Raw genomic sequence first — 20,528 nt, 5'->3', positions numbered from 1 at the left:
GGAGATGACCTTACGGCAAGACGTTGTTGACACTCCGCCAACAACTCGAAAAGGTAGGACCATGCCCACCCCAGGACTGGACGGGTACGCGCCGCCGTGGCGCGAGCCCGAGCACGAGGCCCTTGCCGAGCTGGCCCGCACGTTCTTCGTCAACGAGGTGCTGCCGCATCAGGCCCGCCACGAGCAGCAGGGCCATCCCGACCGGGAGCACTACCGGGCGGCGGGCAAGCTGGGCCTGCTCGGTCTCAGTGTGCCCGAAGAGTACGGCGGCGGGGGTGGCGACTTCACGCACGAGGCGGTGCTGCTGCACGAGCAGATGGCCTGCGGCGAGGGGAGCCTCGGCCTGGCGGTGCACAGCGGCATCGTGACGGGCTACCTGGTCGCGTACGGGAACGAGGAGCAGAAACGGCGGTGGCTGCCCGGTCTGTGCTCGGGTGAGCTGGTCGGCGCGATCGGCATGACCGAGCCCGGCGGCGGCTCCGACCTGCAAGAGATCAAGACCCGCGCCGTACGCGACGGGGACGACTACCTGGTCAGCGGGTCCAAGACGTTCATCACCAACGGCGGCCTGGCCGACCTGCTGATCCTGGCCGTCAAGACCGACCCGGCGCAGCGGGCGGCCGGCATCAGCCTGCTGGTCTGCGAGCTCGGCGACGACACCCCGGGGTTCCGGCGCGGGCGTCTGCTCGAGAAGATCGGGCTGCACTCCAACGACACGGCCGAACTGTTCTTCGACGACATGCGAGTGCCGGCGGCCAACCGGCTCGAGTCCGAGGGTTCGGGCTTCTTCCAGATGATGCGCCAGCTGCCGCAGGAACGCCTGGTGATCGGCGTCGGCGCGGTGGCGGCCATGCAACGCGCGGTGGAGCTGGCCACGGCGTACGCGAAGGAAAGAACCGCCTTCGGCAAGCCGCTGATCGGTCACCAGAACACCCGGATGGTGCTGGCCGACTGCGCGACCCGCACCCGGGTCTCGCGGGTGTTCCTGGACGACTGCATCGCCCGGCACACGCGGGGCGAGCTCGACGTCGCCACGGCCGCCATGGCCAAGGCCTGGCTCACCGAGGGCCAGTGCGAGGTCGTCGACCGCTGCCTGCAGATCTTCGGCGGGTACGGCTACACCACCGAGTATCCGATCGCCCGCATGTACGCCGACGCCCGCGTGCAGAAAATCTACGGCGGCACGAACGAGATCATGAAGGAGCTGATCGTCCGTGTCCTCTGAGGCTTATGTGTACGACGCACTGCGCACACCCCGAGGCCGGGGCAAAGAGAACGGCGCCCTGCACGGCGTGAAGCCGATCTCGCTGGTCACCGGCCTGCTCGACGCGCTGCGGTCGCGGCTGCCCGGCCTCGATCCGGCCCGCATCGACGACCTGGTGCTGGGCATCGTCACGCCGGTCGGCGAGCAGGGCGGCGACCTGTCCCGGTCGGCCGCGCTGCTGGCCGGGCTGCCCGACACGGTGGCCGGCGTGCAGCTCGACCGGTTCTGCGGCTCCGGGCTCGAGGCGGTCAACCAGGCGGCGGCCCGCATCCGGTCGGGTTGGGAGCACCTGATCGTGGCGGGCGGGGTCGAGTCGATGTCGCGCAACCCGATGGGCTCCGACGGCGGCGCCTGGTTCCTCGACCCCGAGACGGCGTTCGCCACCGACTTCGTGCCGCAGGGAATCAGCGCCGACCTGATCGCCACGCTCGAGGGCTTCACCCGGGAGGACGTCGACGCGTACGCCGTGCAGTCGCAGGACAGGGCGGCCAAGGCGCAGGCCGGCGGTCACTTCGCGCGCTCGCTGGTGCCCGTCCGCGACGCCAACGGCCTCGACATCCTCACCGCCGACGAGCATCCCCGGCCCGGATCCACTGTCGAGAGCCTGGGGAAATTGCGGGCGTCGTTCGCACGCACCGAGTTCTTCGACGCGGTCGCCCTGCGCAAGTACCCGTGGCTGGAACGCCTCGAGCACGTCCACCACGCGGGAAACTCGTCCGGCATCGTGGACGGTGCCGGCCTCGTGCTCATCGGCTCTTCTTCCGTGGGCGACGATCTCGGCCTCACGCCGCGGGCCCGCATCGTCGGCGCCGCCGTCACCGGGGCCGATCCCACGCTCATGCTCACCGGGCCGGCGCCGGCCACCCTGAAGGCCCTGGCGGTCGCCGGTCTCACCACGAAAGACATCGACCTGTTCGAGATCAACGAGGCGTTCGCCGCGGTCGTCCTCAAGTACATCCGCGACCTCGATCTCGATCCCGAGCGGGTCAACGTCAACGGCGGCGCGATCGCCTTCGGGCACCCGCTCGGCGCGACCGGCGCGATGCTGCTCGGCACCGCGCTCGACGAGCTGGAACGGCGTGACCAGCGCCGGGCCGTGGTCACCCTGTGCATCGGCGGCGGCATGGGCGTCGCGACAGTCCTCGAGAGGCTCTGATGATCAAGTACGAGCGGGACGGCGACGGCGTCGTCACCCTGACCCTCGACGACCCCGATCAGTCGGCGAACACCATGAACGCGACGTACGTGGCCGCCATGACCGCCGCCGTCGACCGTCTCGAGGCCGAGCGCGAGCAGGTAGCCGGTGTGATTGTCACCAGCGCCAAGAAGACGTTCTTCGCGGGCGGCGACCTGCCCTCGATGGCCCGCGCCACCAAGGACGACGCGCCCGCGCTGTTCGAGCTGCTCAGCACCATCAAGCGCGACTTCCGGCGGCTCGAGACGTACGGGCGTCCGGTGGTCGCCGCCATCAACGGGGCCGCGCTGGGTGGCGGGCTCGAGGTGGCGCTGGCCTGCCACCACCGCATCGCGCTCGACGCGCCGGGCACACGGCTCGGCTTTCCCGAGGTCACGCTGGGGCTGCTGCCGGGGGCCGGCGGGGTCACCCGTACGGTCCGGATGCTCGGCCTCGCCCCGGCCCTGCAGACGTGGCTGCTCAGCGGCCGTCGCCTGCGCCCGGCCGAGGCCCACGAGCACGGCCTGGTCGACGAGATCGTGTCCACCCCGGCCGCCCTGATCGAGCGGGCCCGGGCCTGGATCATCGCCAACCCGTCGCCGGCCCAGCCGTGGGACCGCGAGGGCTACCGCATGCCCGGTGGCACGCCCTCCTCCCCCAAGCTCGCGGTCCAGCTGCCCGCCTTCCCGGCCACCCTGCGCCAGCAGCTCAAGGGCGCCTCCCTGCCCGCCCCCGAGAAGATCCTGGCCGCCGCCGTCGAGGGCGCCCAAGTCGACTTCGCGACGGCCCAGGTCATCGAGACCCGGCATCTGATCACGCTGCTCACCGGGCAGATCGCCAAGAACCTGATCGGCGCCCTGTTCTTCGACATGCGCGCGGTCAACGGCGGCCTGGCCCGCCCGGACGTCGAGGTGCCGGCGGCCCGCAAGATCGCGGTGCTGGGCGCGGGCATGATGGGAGCCGGCATCGCGCTCGCCTGCGCCAAGGCCGGGCTCGACGTGGTCGTCAAAGACACGACGCCCGAACTGGCGGCGCGGGCCGCCCAGCACGAGCGGATCACCACCACGGCCGACGTGGCCGACCTGGCCGGGTGCGACGTGGTGATCGAGGCCGTCTTCGAGGATCCCGACCTGAAGCGGGCCGTCTTCGCCGAGGTCGCGCCGGTGCTCGCCCCGGGGGCGCTGCTGGCGTCCAACACGTCGACCCTGCCGATCACCGAGCTCGCCACCGGGGAATCCTTCGTCGGGATGCACTTCTTCTCCCCCGTCGGCAAGATGCCGCTGCTCGAGATCGTCGTCGGCGAACGGACCAGCGACGAGGCGGTGGCCCGGGCGTTCGACCTGGGCCGGCGGATCGGCAAGACGCCGATCGTTGTCAACGACGGGCGCGGCTTCTTCACCAGCCGGGTCATCGGCAAGTTCATCGACGAGGCGATCGGCATGCTGGCCGAGGGGGTGCCGGCCCCGGCCATCGAGCACGCGGCGCTGCAGGCCGGGTATCCGACCGGGCCCCTGGCGCTGGCCGACGAGGTGAGCCTGTCGCTGGTGCAGCGGATCCGCCGGCAGAACGCGGCCGCGGCCGGGCCCGCCTTCGCGGCGACGGCCTCGCACGCCCTGGTGGACGCGATGGTCGACGAGCACGACCGGCCGGGGCGCGCGGCGGGGCGGGGCTTCTACGCGTACGAGGAAGGAAAGCGCACCCACCTCTGGCCCGAGCTGGCCGCGATGGCGACGGCCGAAGGCCGAGCCGTACCGTTCGACGACCTGAAGGACCGGTTCCTGTTCGCCGAGGCGGTCGACGCGCGGCGGTGCCTCGACGAGGGCATCCTGCGCACGGCCGAGGACGGCAACGTCGGGTCGATCCTCGGCATCGGCTACCCGGCCTGGACGGGCGGGGTGCTGCGCTTCGCCGACCAGCACGCCGACTTCCGCGGGCGGGCGCTCGCGCTGGCGGCCCGGTACGGCACTCGGTTCGAGCCCGCGTGACCGCCCTTCAGGGCGTACGGGTGGTCGAGCTGGCCGGGCTGGCGCCGGGGCCCTTCGGCTGCATGATCCTGGCCGACCTGGGCGCGGACGTCGTCCGGGTCGACCGGCCGGGCGGGCCGCTGCTGCCGCCGGGGCCGCTCGACCGCGGGCGGCGCACGGTCGCGCTCGACCTCAAGACGCCGGCCGGCGTGGCCGACCTGCTGCGGCTGGTCGAGCGGGCCGACGTGCTGGTCGAGGGCTACCGGCCGGGTGTGGCCGAACGCCTCGGCATCGGCCCGGACGACTGCGAGAAGGTCAACCCCGCTCTGGTGTACGCGCGAATGACCGGGTGGGGGCAGGACGGTCCGCTGGCCGCGCGGGCCGGGCACGACATCGACTACATCGCCGTGGCCGGGGCGCTCGAACCCCTCGGCCGGGCCGGGCAGCGGCCGCACGCGCCGATCAACCTGCTCGGCGACTTCGCGGGCGGCGGCCTGCTGCTGGCCGTCGGGGTGCTGGCGGCGCTGCTGGAACGCTCGCGGTCGGGGCGCGGGCAGGTGGTCGACGCGGCCATGGTCGACGGGTCGGCGCTGCTCACGACGTTCCTGCACGGCATGATCGCCGGCAGCCAGTGGCCCGGCGGGCGCGGCGGCAACCTGCTCGACGGGGGCGCGCCGTTCTATGACACGTACGAGACGGCCGACGGCGGCTTCATGGCTGTCGGCGCGCTCGAACCGCCGTTCTATCAGGCCCTGCTCGACGGGCTCGGGCTGCGCGACGAACCCCTTCCCGGCCAGTACGACCGGGCGGGCTGGCCGGAGCTGCGGGCGCGCTTCACGTCCCGTTTCGCCGCCCGGACGCGCGACGAGTGGACCCGCGTGTTCGCCGAGCTGGACGCGTGCGTCACGCCGGTGCTGAGCCCGGCCGAGGCGCCGGCCCATCCGCACAACCGGGCCCGGGGAACGTTCGTCGAGGTGGACGGCGTAACCCAGCCCGCGCCGGCGCCGCGCTTCGCTCGTACGCCCAATCGCGAACCGCAACCACCCACGGCCGCGACCGTCGCCGGGATCTTGAGCAGCTGGCAACACTCAGACTGACCCGGGCCGGGACCGATACGCCGTCCGATGAACCTGACCCTGGAAAGCACGGTGCTGCGGCGCCGCCGCACCGTCGAGGCCGGCTCGCTCGTCTCGCGCGGTGGCGGCGTCGTGTGCACGCTGCTTTTCCTGACCGGTGCGATCGGCATGCCGGCCGGCCTCGAGGACGCCCCGGCGATCCGGATGGCCTGCCTCGGCGGCCTGGCGCTGATGGCGCTCGGCATGGTCCTCGGCGCGCTCAACCTGCGCCGCCCCGGCGGCCGGCACTACGACGTGATCAGCACGCTCCTGGTCGGCGCGGACACGCTCTCGATCGCCGTGATCGTGGCCGGCATCCAGGCCACCGGTCAGACCACCTGGCCCGTGCTCGTGCTGGCCATCCTGACCGCCGCCCTGCGTAAGCAACTGACCGGCGCCTTGGCCGCGTGGGTGGTCAACAATGGCGTCCTGGCCCTGGTCGGCGCGGCCCTTCCGCCCGGGACGCTCGCCACCGCCGTGCTTCTGCACCTGCTGGTGGCCATGCTCGCCGGCACCCAGGCCCGCGCGTACGGCCGTCAGGTGGCCGAACTCGACGCGGCCCGCCGCCAGCTGCAGCACCAGGCCACCCACGACGCCCTGACCGGCCTGCCCAACCGCCAGCACCTGCAGACCCACGCCGACGCGCTGACCGGCGAGGCCCTGGCCGTGCTGCTGCTCGACCTGGACGGCTTCAAGGCCGTGAACGACACCCAGGGCCACGCCGCCGGCGACCAGCTGCTGCGCGTGGTGGCCGACCGCCTGCGCACCTCCCTGCGCGACACCGACCTGGCCGCCCGCATCGGCGGCGACGAGTTCATGGTCGTCCTTTCCGGCGCCCGCGCCGACGAGGCGAACGCCCTGGCCGCCCGCCTGCGTGCAGCCGTCCGCCACCCCATCGACCTGGGCGGCGCCACCCCGGTCACCGTCGGCGTCTCGATCGGCGTGGCCACCCGCCCGGCCGGCGACACCACCACCCTCGAATCCCTCAGCCTCCTGGCCGACGCCGAGATGTACCGCGAAAAGGCACACGTCCGCTCGCGCACCGGAATCTGACGCGGCCTCGGCCGTTTCATCGACGACCATTGCCGGCCATTCCAGTGCCGGGAATTCGCCGGCCCGGTGCGAAGTCCGAATTGGCGGATCCAAGACATCGACAAACAGCTTTGCCGTGGCCAGGAACGGTGAAGAGCGCGTAAACGAAAAGGCCGGAAAGCGCGGAGAACTGTCGCCCGGCGGATGCCTTGTGGATGCCTTTTGTCCAGCACGCACTTTCATGATCACCCAGCGCGTATCGGCCCGGTGCGCGCAGAGGGAGGAACAACGGTGCGTCCATTCACCCGCACGATCGCCGTCACTGTGGCGGCCACCACTATAGCGGCGGTTGCGGCTTGCTCGCCGCCCGAGAAAGAGACCGAGTCCTCGGGTTCGGGCGCGGCCACCGCGGCCAGCGCGGCCGACCTGGGCGGTCTCGACAAGCTGGTCGAGGCGGCCAAGGCCGAGGGCCAGCTCAACGTCATCGCGCTGCCGCCGAACTGGGCGAACTACGGCGAGCTGATCAAGACCTTCGGCGACAAGTACGGCATCAAGGTCAACTCGGCTCAGCCCGACGGCTCGAGCCAGGACGAGATCAACGCGGCCAACCAGCTCAAGGGTCAGGACGGCGCCCCGGACGTGTTCGACCTCGGCGCCTCGGTGGCGTCGGCCAACGTGGCCATGTTCGCGCCGTACAAGGTCGAGAAGCACTCCGAGATCCCGGACAACCTGAAGGACGCCGGCGGCGCCTGGACGAACGACTACGGCGGCTACATGTCGATCGGCTACGACAGCGCCAAGGTCCCGGCCCCCACCAGCCTGGCCGACCTGCTCAAGCCGGAGTACAAGGGCAAGGTCGCGCTCAACGGCGACCCGACCCAGGCCGGTTCCGCGTTCGGCGCCGTGCAGGCCGCCTCGCTCGGCAACGGCGGCACGGTCGAGGACATCAAGCCCGGCGTCGACTACTTCGGCAAGCTGAAGAAGGCCGGCAACCTGCTGCCCGTCGACCCCGACTCGGCCACCATCCAGTCCGGTCAGACCCCGGTCGTCTTCGACTGGGACTACCTGAACGCAGCCGAGGCGACCAAGCTCAAGACCTGGAAGACCTTCGTGCCCAGCGGCGCCGTCCTCGGCTCGTACTACGTACAGGCCATCAACAAGGACGCCCCGCACCCGGCCGCCGCGCGGCTGTGGCAGGAGTTCCTCTACTCCGACGAGGGCCAGAACCTGTGGCTCAAGGGTGGCGCCCGCCCGGTGCGCGCCGAGGCCATGGAGAAGGCCGGCACGATCGACAAGACGGCGTTCGAGGCGCTGCCCAAGATCGACGGCAGCCCGGTGATCCCGACCGAGGCCCAGAACACCAAGGCCAAGGAGATCCTGGCGACGGACTGGGCCAAGGCCATTGGCTGAGATCGTCGCGGCCGTCCCGCAGCGCGTGGCCCGGCGGCCGCGCCTGCGGGGCGTCACCGCCCTGCTCGGCACGGTGCCGTTCTTCGCGTACGTGACGATCTTCCTGGTGATCCCGACGCTGGTCGTGGTGATCGGCGCGTTCGCGGGCTCCTCCGGCGCGACGTTGGAGAACGTCAAGGCGCTCGGGAACTCGTACGTCCTTGACGCCTTCGGCCGCAGCATCGCGCTCTCGGCCATCAGCGCGCTCGTGGGCGCCGTTCTGGGAGCCCTATTGGCGTACGCGTTGGTGACCGCGCGCCCGGACGGTGTGCTTCGCCGGGTGGTGACCGCGGCGGCCGGCGTGCTCGCGCAGTTCGGCGGCGTCACGCTGGCGTTCGCGTTCCTGGCCACCATCGGGCTGTCCGGGTTCATCACCGTGTGGTTGCGCGACACGTTCCAAGTGGACATCTTCGCCAACGGGGTGTGGCTGTTCGAACTGCCGGGGCTCACGCTCGTCTACACGTACTTCCAGATCCCGCTCATGGTGATCGTGTTCCTGCCCGCGCTCGACGGCATCCGTCCGCAGTGGCGCGAGGCGACCGAGAGCCTGGGCGGCACGACCTGGCAGTACTGGACACGCGTGGCCGGTCCGTTGCTGGCGCCGGCGTTCCTCGGTTCGGCGCTGCTTCTGTTCGCCAACAGCTTTTCCGCGTACGCCACCGCGGCCGCGCTGGTCAGTCAGGGCTCACCGCTCGTGCCGTTGCAGATTCGCGGCGCGCTCACCAGTGAGGTGCTGCTCGGCCAGCAGAACGTCGGCAAGGCGATGGCGCTCGGCATGGTCGTGGTCGTGTCCGTCGTGATGGCGCTGTACACGTTGCTGCAGAAACGGACGTCCAAATGGCTGGGGTGATCGCTCGTCGAGCGCGCAAGCAACGCGCGTTTCGCTGGACGGTGTTGCTCGTTCTTGGCGTTTTCTTCCTGTTGCCGCTCGTCGCGATGGTCGAGTTCTCGACGCGCGACTCGTCCACCTGGCCGGCCCTGTTCAACTGGCCGGAGCTGAGCGAGCGGTACCCGGCGCTGGCCGAGGGCATCACGTCGTCGTTGCTGCAGGCGGCGCTCACTGCACTGTTGATGCTCGTATTGCTCGTTCCGACGGCCGTTTGGGGTCGTTTGCGGCTGCCCCGGCTGCGCCGGCTGGTCGAGTTCCTGTGCCTGCTGCCGCTGACCATCCCGGCCATCGTGCTGGTCGTCGGCCTGGCGCCGGTGTACGCGTGGGTGACGTACTTCTTCGGCGGCTCGTCACTGACGCTCGTCTTCGCGTACACGATCCTGGTTCTGCCGTACGCCTACCGCGCGATCGACGCCGGCCTGTCCGCCATCGACGTGAAGACGCTGGCCGAAGCCGCCCGCTCACTGGGCGCGAGCTGGGCCACCGTGATGTGGCGGGTGGTGCTGCCGAACATCCGCTCGGCAGTGCTCTCGGCAGCGTTCCTGACCGTGGCGCTGGTGCTCGGCGAGTTCACGATCGCGTCGCTGCTGAACCGCACGAACCTGCAGGTCGCGATCAACTTCCTGGGCAAGAGCAGCGCGACCATGTCCGTGGCCGTCTCGCTCACCGCTCTGCTGCTCGCCTTCGTCCTGCTGCTCCTGCTGTCCCTACTGGGCGAACGCCGCCGCTCCGGTTCGGCCGTCGCCGCAGTCGCCACCGCCGCCCCCGCCGGCCCCGCCACCGCTGTCGCGTCCAAGGAGCCGGCCGCATGACCGGCATCGCGCCTGCCATCCCCGCCGCTGAAGGAGTCCGCCGCATGATCGGCGTCGTCGTTCTCAAGGAGTCTGTCGCATGACCGGCGTGGCCGTACATCTCAACGGGTTGCGCCGGACGTTCGGCACCGTGCATGCCCTGGACAACCTTGACCTGGCGATCGAGCCGGGCGAGTTCATCGCTCTGCTCGGGCCGTCCGGCTGTGGCAAGACGACGGCGTTGCGTGTGCTCGCCGGGCTCGAGGACGCCGACAGCGGCCAAGTGCTCGTCGGCGGCCAGGACGTGACCGCCCTACCGGCCAGCCGGCGGGACATGGGCATGGTCTTTCAGGCGTACAGCTTGTTCCCGCACCTGACCGCTCTGGCCAACGTGTCGTTCGGTTTGTCGCTGCGCGGTCGCTCGAAATCGCTCAAACGTGCAAAAGAAATGCTCGACCTTGTCGGTATCGCTCAGTTTTCCGATCGATACCCGCATCAGTTGTCCGGCGGTCAGCAGCAGCGGGTGGCGCTGGCCCGCGCGCTGGCGATCGAGCCGAGCGTGCTCCTGCTCGACGAGCCGCTGTCGGCGCTCGACGCGAAAGTGCGCGTGCAGCTGCGTGACGAGATCCGCCGCATCCAGACCGAGGTCGGCACAACGACACTGTTCGTCACGCACGACCAGGAGGAGGCGCTCGCCGTCGCCGACCGGGTGGGCGTCATGCGGTCCGGCAAGCTCGAGCAACTGGCCGCGCCGGCCGACATCTACCTGACGCCGGCGACACCGTTCGTGGCCGAGTTCGTGGGGCTGAGCAACCGCCTCCCCGGCACGGTCACCGGCAACGAGGTCGAGGTGCTGGGCACGCGGCTGCCGCTGCTCTCGCCGGCCTCGTCGGCGTCGGTCACTGCACTCGTGCGACCGGAGTCCGTGCAGGTCACGCCGGAAACCGACGGCAACGGCCGGGTGCTGACGACCAGCTTCCTGGGCCCGATCAGCAAGGTCACGGTGACGGTCGGGGACGTGCTGGTGGTGGCCCAGGTGGCGACCGACCGGCTCGGGTCACTCGCCCCGGGAACGCCGGTCCGCGTAACTCTGCAGCCCGTACCCGTCGCCATCGCCTGAGGTCCGGCCGGTGCCCCAGCACCGGCCGGCCACCTCACGGCTGCCTCCTTTGGCAATCATGGGCAAGTTTCACGTTTCGCTGCGACACGCCCGGGTTCGTTCGTACGGTCTGTAGCCGTGCCGAAGAGACTGGTTGCCGCTGTCCTGTCCGCCCTGCTGATAGCCGTGTTCCTGACACCCGTACGAGCAATGGCAGCACCTGCATGGCACGTCGTTCGCCCCGACGAGACGCTGAGCTACATCGGCGCCAAATACGGCATCAGCGCGCGCAATCTGGCCGCGTGGAACCAGATCCCGCTCAACGCCGCCATCCAGCCCGACGCCGTGCTGCGCCTGAACCGCCCGGCCGTCCTGCTGCCCCCGTTCCAGTCGAAGATCCTGCCCGTGACCGCCGGCGAGGTGAACTGGAAGCCCGGCTCGGGATGCCCGGTCATCCCCGGCAACCTGCGCAAGCTGTGGGTGTCCTACATAGACTTCAACGGCACGTACCACGTGGGCAGCGTGGTCGTCCGCTACGACGTGGCCCGCCAGGCGCAGCAGATCTTCCGGATCCTCTACAACTGGCGGTTCCGCATCATGGCCATGGCTCCCATGCGCGTCAACATGCCGGCCCAGAGCAACATGGCCGTGGTCACCGCCGGCTACAACTGCCGCTCGGTCGGCGGCACGAAGGTCTGGTCCGAACACGCCTCGGGCACGGCCATCGACATCAACCCGTTCCAGAACCCCATGCTGCGCGGTCGTTCCCTCTCCCCCGCCAACAGCGCCTTCTACCTGAACCGCAGCCGCTACCTGATCGGCATGATCCACCGCGACGGCGCCGCCCGGGCCTTCCTCTGGAACGGCTTCCACTGGGGCGGCCGCTGGACCAGCCTCAAGGACTACATGCACTTCAGCCTGACCAACCGCTGACGTGCGACGGCGCCGGGATGGGGACGCGTACGAGCCGGTGGCACGCCCTCTGGCCGGGCTCTGCGAGCTCGAGCCGGAGGACGTGCACATGAGCAAGACGCAGTGAGACCTCAGAAACCGGGGAACACGGCCCGCAGGTCATCGAGGGTGACGTTGCCGGTGACCTTGACGCCGGTCGGGGTGTACGACGGGCTCAGGCGGCCGACCAGCAGGCGCAGCGCCGCCTCGAGCGGGCCGTCGAACGTCGCCGTCGCGGTGGCCGGCTCGGTGGTCAGGCGGGCCTCGTCGCCCAGCACGATGCGGTACGGGGTGCCGGCGATGTCGACCACGGCCGGCTCGGACACAACGTCGAGCTTGGCGATGAAGCCGAGCAGGAAGCCGATGCCGCCGCTCAGGTGCTCGGCCAGCAGGCCGGCCGACTCGCTGGTGAGCCCGGCCGTGCGGTCGGCGGCGACGCGGATGTCCCAGCTGTGGAAGGCCACCTCGTTGAGCCGCAGGCCGGCCAGCGAGGCCAGCGAGATCGGCTCGGGCAGGAAGCCGGGGTTGACCTGGATCGTCTCGTGCTGCTCGGGGGTCAGCGCCTCCAGGGCGGCCACCCACGCCTCGTCCGATTCGCGCCAGGCGGCCGCCTGCGCGTCCGGGCTCAGGGCGTTCCACCGGTCCCAGACGTGCTGGTTGAAGTCGGGTCCGGGCGCGTCACCCTCGCCGATCTGGCCGCGGAAGCCGGCCAGACCGATCTCGGCGCCGCTGCCCAGGTGGGAGTAGACCTGCGCGACGGTCCATTCGGCGGCGCCGGACGGGCCCACCAGCTGGTCGGGCGTGAAGGCGTCGAGCGCGGCCACGAGGCCGTCGTGCTCCGCGCGCAGGGCCGCGATGGTGCGGACAGCGAGAGTCGTCATGATCGCCATCCTGACACAGGCCGATGTCAGCCCGGCGGACGCGGCGTCCCGTCCTCGGCGTCGGCGGCGAGGGCGGCCTTCTGCTGGCGGTACCAGACCGCCGGGATGCGGCCGTCGCGGAAGGCGGCGTCGAGCAACTGCTCGCGCTGGACGTCGTACTCGTCGTCGCGGGCGGCCGGCATGGGCGCGGCCGGTGCGCGGCGGGTCAGCCGGGCCAGGACGAGCACGAGAACAACGGCGACCGTCATCACTGCCGCCGCCGTCCACAACGCCGTCTGCTCCATGGCCCCTCCGCGAACCATTCTGCGCGACGAACGGCCGGTCGGCAGAACGGCGGGTGTCAGGGCGAGACGGACGGGCGGCCGGCCCACTCCGTGAGGCGGGCCGCGTACCGGGAAATCTCGGCCTTCAGCTCGGGCGGGGCCAGGACGATGAAGGGGTGGCCCAGGCCGGCCAGCATCTGGGCCATGCCGTCGAGGTGCTCGGCCTGGCAGGTGAGCAGCAGGCCGCGGTCGGTCTCGGTCAGTTCGGCCACGCTGGCCGGCACGCGCCGCCGGACGTCCGCGATCGACGCCTCCAGCAGCACCTCGACCCGCCAGCGGTAATCGCGGCGGGCCCACTGCTGATTCAGGTGGGCGACCGCGTCGAAGCCGGGCGGCGGCTCGAACAGGACGCCGGTCGGGCGGGCCGCGGCGATCCGGTCGGCGCGGAACGAGCGGATCTCGCCGCTGCGGTGGTCGAGGCCGACGGCGTACCAGCGGCCCGAGTGGAAGACCAGGCCGTACGGGTCGAGCTCGCGATCGCCGGTGTCGCGGTAGGTGATGACAATTCGTTCGTACGATCGGGTCGCCGCACCCACCACGAGCAGGATCTGCGAGGCCGGGGTGTCCTGACCGTCAGCGGCCGCCCGGGTGAAGCCCAGCGCCGACCGTAGCCCGGCCAGCCGGTCGGCCAGCTCGGCCGGCAGCACCCGGTTGATCTTCGCTTCGGCCGCCTCCGCCGCCGGTGTCTCGGCCGCCAGGCCGATCTGCCGCGCCGCGATCAGTCCCAGGATCACGGCCACCGCCTCGTCGCCGGTCAGCATCAGCGGCGGCAGCCGGAACCCCGGCGACAGGCGGTAACCGCCGTAGCGGCCACGCTCGGCCGTGACCGGGATGCCCAGGTCGCTCAGGGTGGTCGCGTATCGCCGTACGGTGCGTTCGTCGACGCCGAGGCGACCGGCCAGGTCACCCACGGTCATCCGCCGGTGGGCCTGCAGAAGTTCGAGCATCGCGAGCACCCGGGACGCTGGATGAGCCATGCACCAAGTTTCTCATTGATACCGGGCGGAACCTGTCCGGTATCGCTCCTAGGCTGATTCTCATGAGCACATACATCCTGGTACCGGGCATGTGGATCGGCGCGTGGGCGTGGCAGCAGGTCACCGCGGCGCTGCGCGCGGAGGGGCACGACGTCCACCCGCTCACCCTCACCGGCGTCGCCGACCGGGCGCACCTGCTCGGCCCCGACGTCGACCTGGACACCCACGTCGAGGACATCGTGCGGCTGGCCGAGGTCGAGGACCTGCGCGACATCGTGCTGGTCGGCCACAGCTACGGCGGCATGCCGGTGAGCGCAGCGGCCCTGCGCCTGCGCGACCGGATCAGCTCGGTGGTGTACGTCGACAGCGGCCCGCTGCCCGAAGGCATGTCGCAGCTGGACGCCTACGGCGAGGCCACCGACGCGACCGAAGACGCCATGCCGGTGCGCTCCTGGGACAGCGAGGCGGATCCGGTGCTGCTGGCCGACCTGGACGAGGCTGCGCTCGAATTACTCCGTACGCGAAGCACGCCCCACCCTCTCGCGTCGGTGAGGCAGCCGCTGGGCGCGCGCGCCACCTCGGCCGACTTCCCGACCACGCTGATCGCCTGCACGTTCCCGCGCGACCAGATCGATCAGATGATGGCGGCCGGCCACCCGTTCTTCGCCGCCCTGACCGAGGCCGAGATCGCCTACCTGCCGACCGGCCACTGGCCGATGCTGAGCCGGCCGAAGGAGCTGGCCGCCCTGCTCAGCTGACCGCCTCGGCCAGGCCGACGATGATGCCCTCGGGCCCGCGGACGTAGCACAGCCGGTACGCGTTCTCGAAGGTCACGAGCTCCCCGACGAGCTCGTGACCGCCGGCGCGCAGCCGGCTGACCACGGCGTCGATGTCGTCCACGGCGAACATGACGCGGCGCAGCCCCAGCGTGTTGGCCGGCGCCACCCGCGGCTCGGATCGGACCGGCTCCGGCTGGTGGAACTGCGCGAGCTCGACCCCGCCCGGCGCTCCCGGGATCCGCAGCATGGCGACGTCCTGCTTCACGCCGGACACCCCGATGACCTGTTCCACCCAGGCCCCTTCGACCGGCCCGCGGCCCTCCAGCTCCAGCCCGATCTCGACGAAGAACGCGATGACCGCGTCCAGGTCCTCGACGACGATGAGGACGTTGTCCATCCGTTGCACAGCCACGCCGGCTCCCTCTCCTAGGCTTCCCTCGAGGGACGAAGCCGCCGCCCGCTTCTCGACACTCAGAAGCCGAGCCCGTCCAGAATTCTGAGCACGATGTTGCCCTTGCTCTCGCCCTCCCGGGGCGCGGCCTCGGTGCCGGCCAGCAGCAGGACCACGTCGTCGACCTTCGCCACCACGTCGTCCCGCCCGGCGCCGGCGGCGGCGTCCCGCAGCTGCTTGGCCAGCATCAGCAACCGCTCCTGCTCGATCTCCATCGGCTCAGGCTAGCGGGATCAGACGCCCAGGCCGCCCGCGATCGTCGTCTCGTGGGCGTCGAACTCGCCGGTCAGCATGGGCATGGCCCGGCCGATCGCGGCGCGGGTCTCGGGCAGCTGCAGCGAGGCGTCGTGGTGTTCCTTGGACTCCCAGACCTCGCTGACCCAGATGGTGACCTCGTCCGAGGCGTCCAGACCGACGACGTACAGGTGGCAACCGGCCGCGCGCAGACCGTCCGCCCCACCGGTGAGAATGGCGGCGACCTCGTCGCGGTGGCCGGGCTTGGTCTTCATCGCGTTGACGTATCCGTAAGGCACGCGATCACCGTAGGCCCTCGGTGGCGCGGGCCTCGCTGGGGGCGAGCGCGGCGGTCAGCGTCCGGGCCGTGTCGATCAGCGGGACGTGGCTGAACGCCTGCGGGAAGTTGCCGACCAGGCGGCCGGCGTCGGTGTCGTACTCCTCGGAGAGCAGCCCGACGTCGTTGCGCAGGGCCAGCAGGCGGGCGAACGTCTCGCAGGCCTCGTCGTGCCGGCCCATCAGCGCGTAGTTGTCGGCCAGCCAGAACGTGCAGGCCAGGAACGCACCCTCGCCCGGCGGCAGACCGTCCACATCGGTGTCCGGGTGTTGGGTGTAGCGCTGCACGAAGCCGTCGACCAGCAGCTCGCGCTCGATCGCGGCCACCGTGCCCACCACGCGCTCGTCGTCGGCGGGCAGGAAACCGACCAGCGGCACCATCAGCAGGGCGGCGTCCAGCTCGTCGGAGCCGTAGAACTGGGTAAAAGTGCCACGAGAGGAGTCGTAGCCCTTGGTCAGAATCTCCTCGCGGATCTCGTCGCGCAGCGCCGTCCAGCGGTCGACGGGGCCTTCGAGCCCGAACTCCTCGACCGCCTTCACGGCCCGGTCGGCGGCCACCCACGCCATCAGCTTGGAGTGCACGAACTGCTGCGGGCCGCCGCGCACCTCCCAGATGCCCTCGTCGGGGTCGCGCCAGTGCTCCTCGACGAACTCCATCAGCTTCACCTGCAGGCCCCACGACGGGTCGTCCGCCTTGAGGCCGGCCCGGCGGCCCTGGTGCAGCGCGTCCATCACCTCGCCGTAGACGTCGAGCTGGAACTGTTCGGCGGCGGCGTTCCCGATGCGTACGGGATTTCCGTCGTACCCGGTCAGCCAGTGCGCGATGTACTCGTCCAGCCGCCGCTCGCCGGCCACGCCGTACATGATCTGCAGTTCGGCCGGGTTGCCGGCGATCGCCCGCAGCAGCCACTTGCGCCAGGCCGTGGCCTCGGACTGGAAACCGCTGTAGAGCAACGACTGCAGCGTGATCGTGGCGTCGCGCAGCCAGCAGAAGCGGTAGTCCCAGTTGCGGACGCCGCCCAGCTTCTCCGGCAGCGACGTGGTGGCCGCCGCGACGATGCCGCCCGTGGGCGCGTACGTCAGTGCCTTGAGGGTCAGAAGGGACCTGACCACCGCGTCGCGCCACTCACCTTCGTACGTGCAGGCCGAGACCCAGCCCCGCCAATAGCCCTCGGTGACCCCCAACTGATGGACCGCGTCGATCGGCTCGGGCCGGGTCAGATGCGACGGGCGCCAGGTGAGCACGAACGGCACCTGGTCGCCCGCGCGGACGGTGAAATCGGCGTGGGTGGCCAGGTTCTCGCCGTGCGTCTCGCAGGGCGTGCGCAGCCAGACCGCGTCCGGGCCGGCCACCGCGACCAGATCGCCCTGCTCCTGGTAGACCCAGGGCACGACGTTGCCGTAGTCGAACCGCAGGCGCAGCACCATGCTCATCGGCACCTCGCCGCGCACGCCCTCGACGATCCGCACCACGGTCGGGGCGCCGTCGCGCGGCGGCATGAAGTCGATCAGGCGCACCACGCCGTCGTCGGTCTCGAACTCGGTCTCCAGCACCAAAGTCTCGTCCCGGTACTTCCGGCGGGCGACGAAGGTGCCGGCCGGCGCGATGGTCCAGTGGCCGTTCTCCTCCTCGCCGAGCAGGGCGGCGAAGATCGCGCCGGAGTCGAACCGCGGCACGCACAGCCAGTCGATGGACCCGTTGCGCCCCACGAGGGCGGACGTCTGGGTGTCGGCAATGATCGCGTAGTCCTCGATCGGCAGCGCCATGACCTGCGTGCATACCCGCCGGCCGGCGACTTCAATCGAGATCGAACCCGTTCCCGCGTACGCCGGTGAAGGCGCGCGCTGCCGTCAGCCGACCGGGCGGGCCTGGTGCGGCACCGGCCGCCCCACCCCGTACGTCGTGCCGGCCTGATCGCGTTCCAGCCAGCCCGTCTCGACCAGCATGCGCCGCACCGCCGCCACGTCGTCGGTGACCGCGGCCAGCCGCCGGTTGATCTCGCCCTCGTCGTGCAGCCCCTCGAGCGCCAGGAACCGGGCCAGCAGCTCGCCGAGCTGGGCGTAGCGCTCGCTCAACGTCGGCGGCATCGTGCTCAGCCGCCCGTGCGTGAAATTGCCGCGCAGCTGCGGGTAGTCGCCCAGATAAGCCGTGATCGGCTGGGACCGGTCGAGCGCCGACGCCGCCTCGCGCAGCGTGCCGGGCGACGCACGGTAGATCCCGTTACCCGTACCAGTGGCAAGCCCGGCCCCGACCAGACGCGCGAGCGTCTCGCCGGCCGTCTGCACCGGAACGTCGATCGTGTACGCCAGCTCGGCTATCGAGGCGCCCTCGCTGCCCCGGTGGACGAGCTCGGCGAACGCCCGCAACCGCAGCGGGGTGGCGAGCTGGCTCAGGATCTCGGCGGCGCGGGCGGCTTCGGCGGACATTCCGTCACCGTAGCCTCACCCGCGCCGCCTCCGCGATCCGTTTACAGCCCGGCCACGTAGGCCGCGATCCACGCCAGCGGCGCGTTCCAGTTGATCGTCAGCTCGTTGGTGGACCAGCTCTGGATGTCGTCGATGTAGCAGAACTGGCCGACGCACCCGGTGAGCTTGCTCTGCGCGTACGGGTCCTGGATCGACGAGTTGGCGCCACCCGCGAGCGTGCCCACCGGCGGGTTCGGCAGCGCCGGGTCGAGCTGGTGGGCGTACCACCGGCTGTGCTGGTTGTGCGAGCTGACCGTGCCGTACCCGGTGACGTACGAGATGTTGAGCGCGTTGCGGCCGAAGATGTAGTCGAGGCCGGTCAGCACCCCGTCCCGGTACTTGTCGCGCCCGGTCAGCTCGTGCGCCGCCGCGATGACGACCATGTTGTTGAGGATGGTGCTGTTGGAGCCCCAGTCCCACATGTTGTTGGCCGGCGCGTACGGCACTCCGTACGCGTGGTTGCGCTGGATGGCCAGGTACTTCTCGGCTCCGGCGATCACCGACGCCTTCACCGCGGCCAGTCCGGGCAGGCGGTTCGGCACCAGCGCCAGGTCCAGGCGACCCGCTGCGGCGGTGTTCCCCCAGTCGAAGGCGCCGGCGCCGAACACGTCGGCGGTGTGCTCGGGCGACGAGAGCACATCCGCCTGGTACTTCTTCTCCCCCGTGGTCAGGAACAGCTCGGCCGCGGCCCAGTAGAAGTCGTCGGAGACCTTGGCGTCGTTGTAGGCGCCGCCGCCGACGCCGTCCGACTCGGGGGCGAGCCGGTCCGGGTTGGCCTTCGCCGCGTCGTACGCGGTCCGCGCGGCCGCCAGGGCCTTCCGGGCGAACGCGGGGTCGAACGGCTTGTAGATGCGCGCGGCCTGCGCTGCGGTGGCGGCCAGGTTGAGGGTGGCCGCGGTCGACACCGGGTGCAGCTCACGCGGCTGCGGGTCGAGGTGCGGCAGCAGCGGCAGCCCCGTCCAGGCCTGGTCGTGGATCTTGTGGTGGGCCATGCCCGCGTACGGCTGACCGGCCGGCACCTGCATGCGCAGCAGGAAGTCGAGCTCCCAGCGCACCTCGTCGAGCACGTCCGGGGTGCGGGTGCCGCTCTCCGGGATGTTGAGGCCCACCCGCTTCAGGCCCGGGCTCCGCTCGTACGCGTTCAGCAGCTCCCACACCGAGATGCCGCCGTTGACGACGTACTTGCCGTGGTCGCCCGCGTCGTACCAGCCGCCGCGCACGTCCAGCCGGTAGTCGCACACGCCGGCCTGACACGGCACGTTCCCGTCACCCTGGTTGGGCGCCACGTCGACGTGCCCGGCCGGACGCCCGTAGCCCGGCCGGAGCGCATCGTCGATCGCGATCCCGCTGCGCTGCGTGTAGTAGAACTTCAGCGAGTCGGCGCGCAGTTTCTCGTACGCGTCGGCGCCGATCGCGAACGGCCGGCTGGTCTCGCCGTCGGCGGTCAGCGTGTAGCCGGTGCCCTTCTTGATGTAGCGCCCGAAGTCGATGGTGTGCACGTTCTGCCCCGACGAGACGTCCACGCCGCGCGGCTTGCTCTGCCCGCGCGCCACGACCTTGCCGCTCTTGTCGGCCAGCTGCCACGGCAGGGCGGTGGTCGCGGTGGTCACCAGGGTGGCCGCCTTCGGGCCCTTCGGCAGGTACGCGACCTGGTTCACCCGCACGCGCGGGCCCGTGTCCGGCTCGTACACCTCGGGCGGCACGCCGCCGACGAGCGACACGTTGTCCACGCAGAACCTCCACGGCTCCGGGCTGCCGCCCAGCTGGAACGCGACCTGGCCCTGGGCGGTGGTGGCGTTCGCGGTGAACGTCCACTCGTAGTGCTGCGTGTCGCCCAGCACGGGCGACTGCTCGAAGTACGTGTCGTACGGGTCGACAGCCAGCCCGACCACGGCCCGCACGCTCTTGCCCGCCGGCACCCCGCTCGCGTCGAACGAGAACCGGTAGTTCTCCCCCGCCACCAGGTCGATGTCATTCTGCCCGACGATGGCGTCCCACTTGTTGGCCGTTCCCCCCGGAACGTCCACGCAGGCCCGCCCGTCCTCGAGCGCGAGCGTCATCCCGGCGTTGGCCCAGAACGGCTCCGTCCCATTATCAAAACCGCCATTGACGATTTGTTCCACTTCAGCAGCGTGCGCGGCGGGCGCGGCGGCCCCGGACGCTATGACAACAGCCGCCCCCACGACAGCGAGTGTTCGGGAGCGCTCCCAGATTCGCGACATGAAGTCATCCTGATCGATCTCAGGAGGAGGTGTCAACGTTCCGGAAACACGACGTTCACGGGGCGCGTCGACGAAAGGCAACCCCGAAGATCAAGAGCTTGATGTCGTAGCGGGGTGGTGGGTACAGACCG

General features: G+C 70.8%; 20 protein-coding genes. 11 read left to right on the top strand and 9 right to left on the bottom strand.

What is annotated here, in order from left to right:
• The first annotated feature begins 61 nt into the window (after window positions 1-61).
• The 10 genes from OWR29_RS44350 (at window position 62) to OWR29_RS44305 (ending at window position 11,710) form a co-directional block, all read left to right on the top strand.
• Window positions 62-1,225 carry an acyl-CoA dehydrogenase family protein gene (locus OWR29_RS44350; protein WP_267569663.1) on the top strand — a complete coding sequence of 388 codons (1,164 nt, stop codon included), beginning with the start codon at window positions 62-64 and terminating at the stop codon, window positions 1,223-1,225.
• Complete coding sequence (locus OWR29_RS44345; protein WP_267569662.1) at window positions 1,215-2,420, top strand: acetyl-CoA C-acetyltransferase; 1,206 nt, start codon at window positions 1,215-1,217, stop codon at window positions 2,418-2,420. The genes OWR29_RS44350 and OWR29_RS44345 overlap by 11 nt, the downstream gene beginning before the upstream one ends.
• Window positions 2,420-4,423 carry a 3-hydroxyacyl-CoA dehydrogenase NAD-binding domain-containing protein gene (locus OWR29_RS44340; protein ID WP_267569661.1) on the top strand — a complete coding sequence of 668 codons (2,004 nt, stop codon included), beginning with the start codon at window positions 2,420-2,422 and terminating at the stop codon, window positions 4,421-4,423. The genes OWR29_RS44345 and OWR29_RS44340 overlap by 1 nt, the downstream gene beginning before the upstream one ends.
• Window positions 4,420-5,499: a CaiB/BaiF CoA transferase family protein gene (locus OWR29_RS44335; RefSeq protein WP_267569660.1), complete on the top strand. Its 1,080-nt coding sequence runs from the start codon at window positions 4,420-4,422 to the stop codon at window positions 5,497-5,499. Before OWR29_RS44340 ends, OWR29_RS44335 begins: the two co-directional genes overlap by 4 nt.
• A 27-nt stretch (window positions 5,500-5,526) precedes the next feature.
• Entirely contained in the window at window positions 5,527-6,570 is a 1,044-nt protein-coding gene (locus tag OWR29_RS44330; RefSeq protein ID WP_267569659.1) for a GGDEF domain-containing protein, read from the top strand.
• Window positions 6,571-6,840: 270 nt separating this feature from the next.
• The gene (locus OWR29_RS44325) at window positions 6,841-7,959 is read left to right on the top strand and encodes an ABC transporter substrate-binding protein (RefSeq protein WP_267569658.1); all 1,119 of its coding nucleotides are present in this window, start codon (window positions 6,841-6,843) and stop codon (window positions 7,957-7,959) included.
• Window positions 7,952-8,848: an ABC transporter permease gene (locus OWR29_RS44320; RefSeq protein WP_267569657.1), complete on the top strand. Its 897-nt coding sequence runs from the start codon at window positions 7,952-7,954 to the stop codon at window positions 8,846-8,848. The genes OWR29_RS44325 and OWR29_RS44320 overlap by 8 nt, the downstream gene beginning before the upstream one ends.
• A gap of 41 nt (window positions 8,849-8,889) precedes the next feature.
• Window positions 8,890-9,699, top strand: coding sequence for an ABC transporter permease (locus OWR29_RS44315; RefSeq protein ID WP_267569656.1), 810 nt, complete (start codon window positions 8,890-8,892; stop codon window positions 9,697-9,699).
• Between the two features lie 79 nt (window positions 9,700-9,778).
• Window positions 9,779-10,798: an ABC transporter ATP-binding protein gene (locus tag OWR29_RS44310; RefSeq protein ID WP_267569655.1), complete on the top strand. Its 1,020-nt coding sequence runs from the start codon at window positions 9,779-9,781 to the stop codon at window positions 10,796-10,798.
• Between the two features lie 117 nt (window positions 10,799-10,915).
• Window positions 10,916-11,710, top strand: coding sequence for a M15 family metallopeptidase (locus tag OWR29_RS44305; RefSeq protein ID WP_267569654.1), 795 nt, complete (start codon window positions 10,916-10,918; stop codon window positions 11,708-11,710).
• Between the two features lie 110 nt (window positions 11,711-11,820).
• Here the strand turns inward: OWR29_RS44305 and OWR29_RS44300 are convergent, their stop codons facing one another.
• The 3 genes from OWR29_RS44300 to OWR29_RS44290 are packed head-to-tail and all read right to left on the bottom strand — an operon-like array spanning window position 11,821 to window position 13,909.
• Complete coding sequence (locus OWR29_RS44300; RefSeq protein WP_267569653.1) at window positions 11,821-12,609, bottom strand: maleylpyruvate isomerase family mycothiol-dependent enzyme; 789 nt, start codon at window positions 12,607-12,609, stop codon at window positions 11,821-11,823.
• A 26-nt stretch (window positions 12,610-12,635) separates the two neighbouring features.
• The gene (locus tag OWR29_RS44295) at window positions 12,636-12,893 is read right to left on the bottom strand and encodes a hypothetical protein (protein WP_267569652.1); all 258 of its coding nucleotides are present in this window, start codon (window positions 12,891-12,893) and stop codon (window positions 12,636-12,638) included.
• Between the two features lie 56 nt (window positions 12,894-12,949).
• Window positions 12,950-13,909: a helix-turn-helix transcriptional regulator gene (locus tag OWR29_RS44290; protein ID WP_267569651.1), complete on the bottom strand. Its 960-nt coding sequence runs from the start codon at window positions 13,907-13,909 to the stop codon at window positions 12,950-12,952.
• A gap of 62 nt (window positions 13,910-13,971) precedes the next feature.
• Here OWR29_RS44290 and OWR29_RS44285 point away from each other — a divergent pair, with 62 nt between their 5' ends.
• Window positions 13,972-14,667, top strand: a complete 696-nt coding sequence (locus OWR29_RS44285) for an alpha/beta fold hydrolase (protein WP_267569650.1) — start codon at window positions 13,972-13,974, stop codon at window positions 14,665-14,667.
• On the opposite strand, the gene OWR29_RS44280 is transcribed toward OWR29_RS44285, so the two are convergent.
• The 6 genes from OWR29_RS44280 to OWR29_RS44255 form a co-directional block, all read right to left on the bottom strand.
• Complete coding sequence (locus OWR29_RS44280; RefSeq protein ID WP_267569649.1) at window positions 14,660-15,100, bottom strand: VOC family protein; 441 nt, start codon at window positions 15,098-15,100, stop codon at window positions 14,660-14,662. The genes OWR29_RS44285 and OWR29_RS44280 overlap by 8 nt on opposite strands.
• A 59-nt stretch (window positions 15,101-15,159) precedes the next feature.
• The gene (locus OWR29_RS44275) at window positions 15,160-15,354 is read right to left on the bottom strand and encodes a hypothetical protein (RefSeq protein WP_267569648.1); all 195 of its coding nucleotides are present in this window, start codon (window positions 15,352-15,354) and stop codon (window positions 15,160-15,162) included.
• Between the two features lie 18 nt (window positions 15,355-15,372).
• Complete coding sequence (locus OWR29_RS44270) at window positions 15,373-15,672, bottom strand: putative quinol monooxygenase (protein WP_267569647.1); 300 nt, start codon at window positions 15,670-15,672, stop codon at window positions 15,373-15,375.
• A 4-nt stretch (window positions 15,673-15,676) separates the two neighbouring features.
• A complete protein-coding gene (locus tag OWR29_RS44265; RefSeq protein ID WP_267569646.1) occupies window positions 15,677-17,476 on the bottom strand; it encodes a glycoside hydrolase family 15 protein in 1,800 nt (599 codons plus the stop codon).
• An 84-nt stretch (window positions 17,477-17,560) separates the two neighbouring features.
• Window positions 17,561-18,136: a DUF2087 domain-containing protein gene (locus OWR29_RS44260; RefSeq protein ID WP_267569645.1), complete on the bottom strand. Its 576-nt coding sequence runs from the start codon at window positions 18,134-18,136 to the stop codon at window positions 17,561-17,563.
• 41 nt (window positions 18,137-18,177) lie between these two features.
• Window positions 18,178-20,397 carry a glycoside hydrolase family 9 protein gene (locus OWR29_RS44255; protein WP_267569644.1) on the bottom strand — a complete coding sequence of 740 codons (2,220 nt, stop codon included), beginning with the start codon at window positions 20,395-20,397 and terminating at the stop codon, window positions 18,178-18,180.
• Window positions 20,398-20,528 lie beyond the last annotated feature (131 nt).

The sequence above is a fragment of the Paractinoplanes pyxinae genome (assembly GCF_026626335.1).
Lineage (GTDB): Bacteria > Actinomycetota > Actinomycetes > Mycobacteriales > Micromonosporaceae > Actinoplanes > Actinoplanes pyxinae.
The sequence above is the reverse complement of the archived record's forward strand: the minus strand, read 5'-3'. Positions and strand labels throughout refer to the sequence as shown.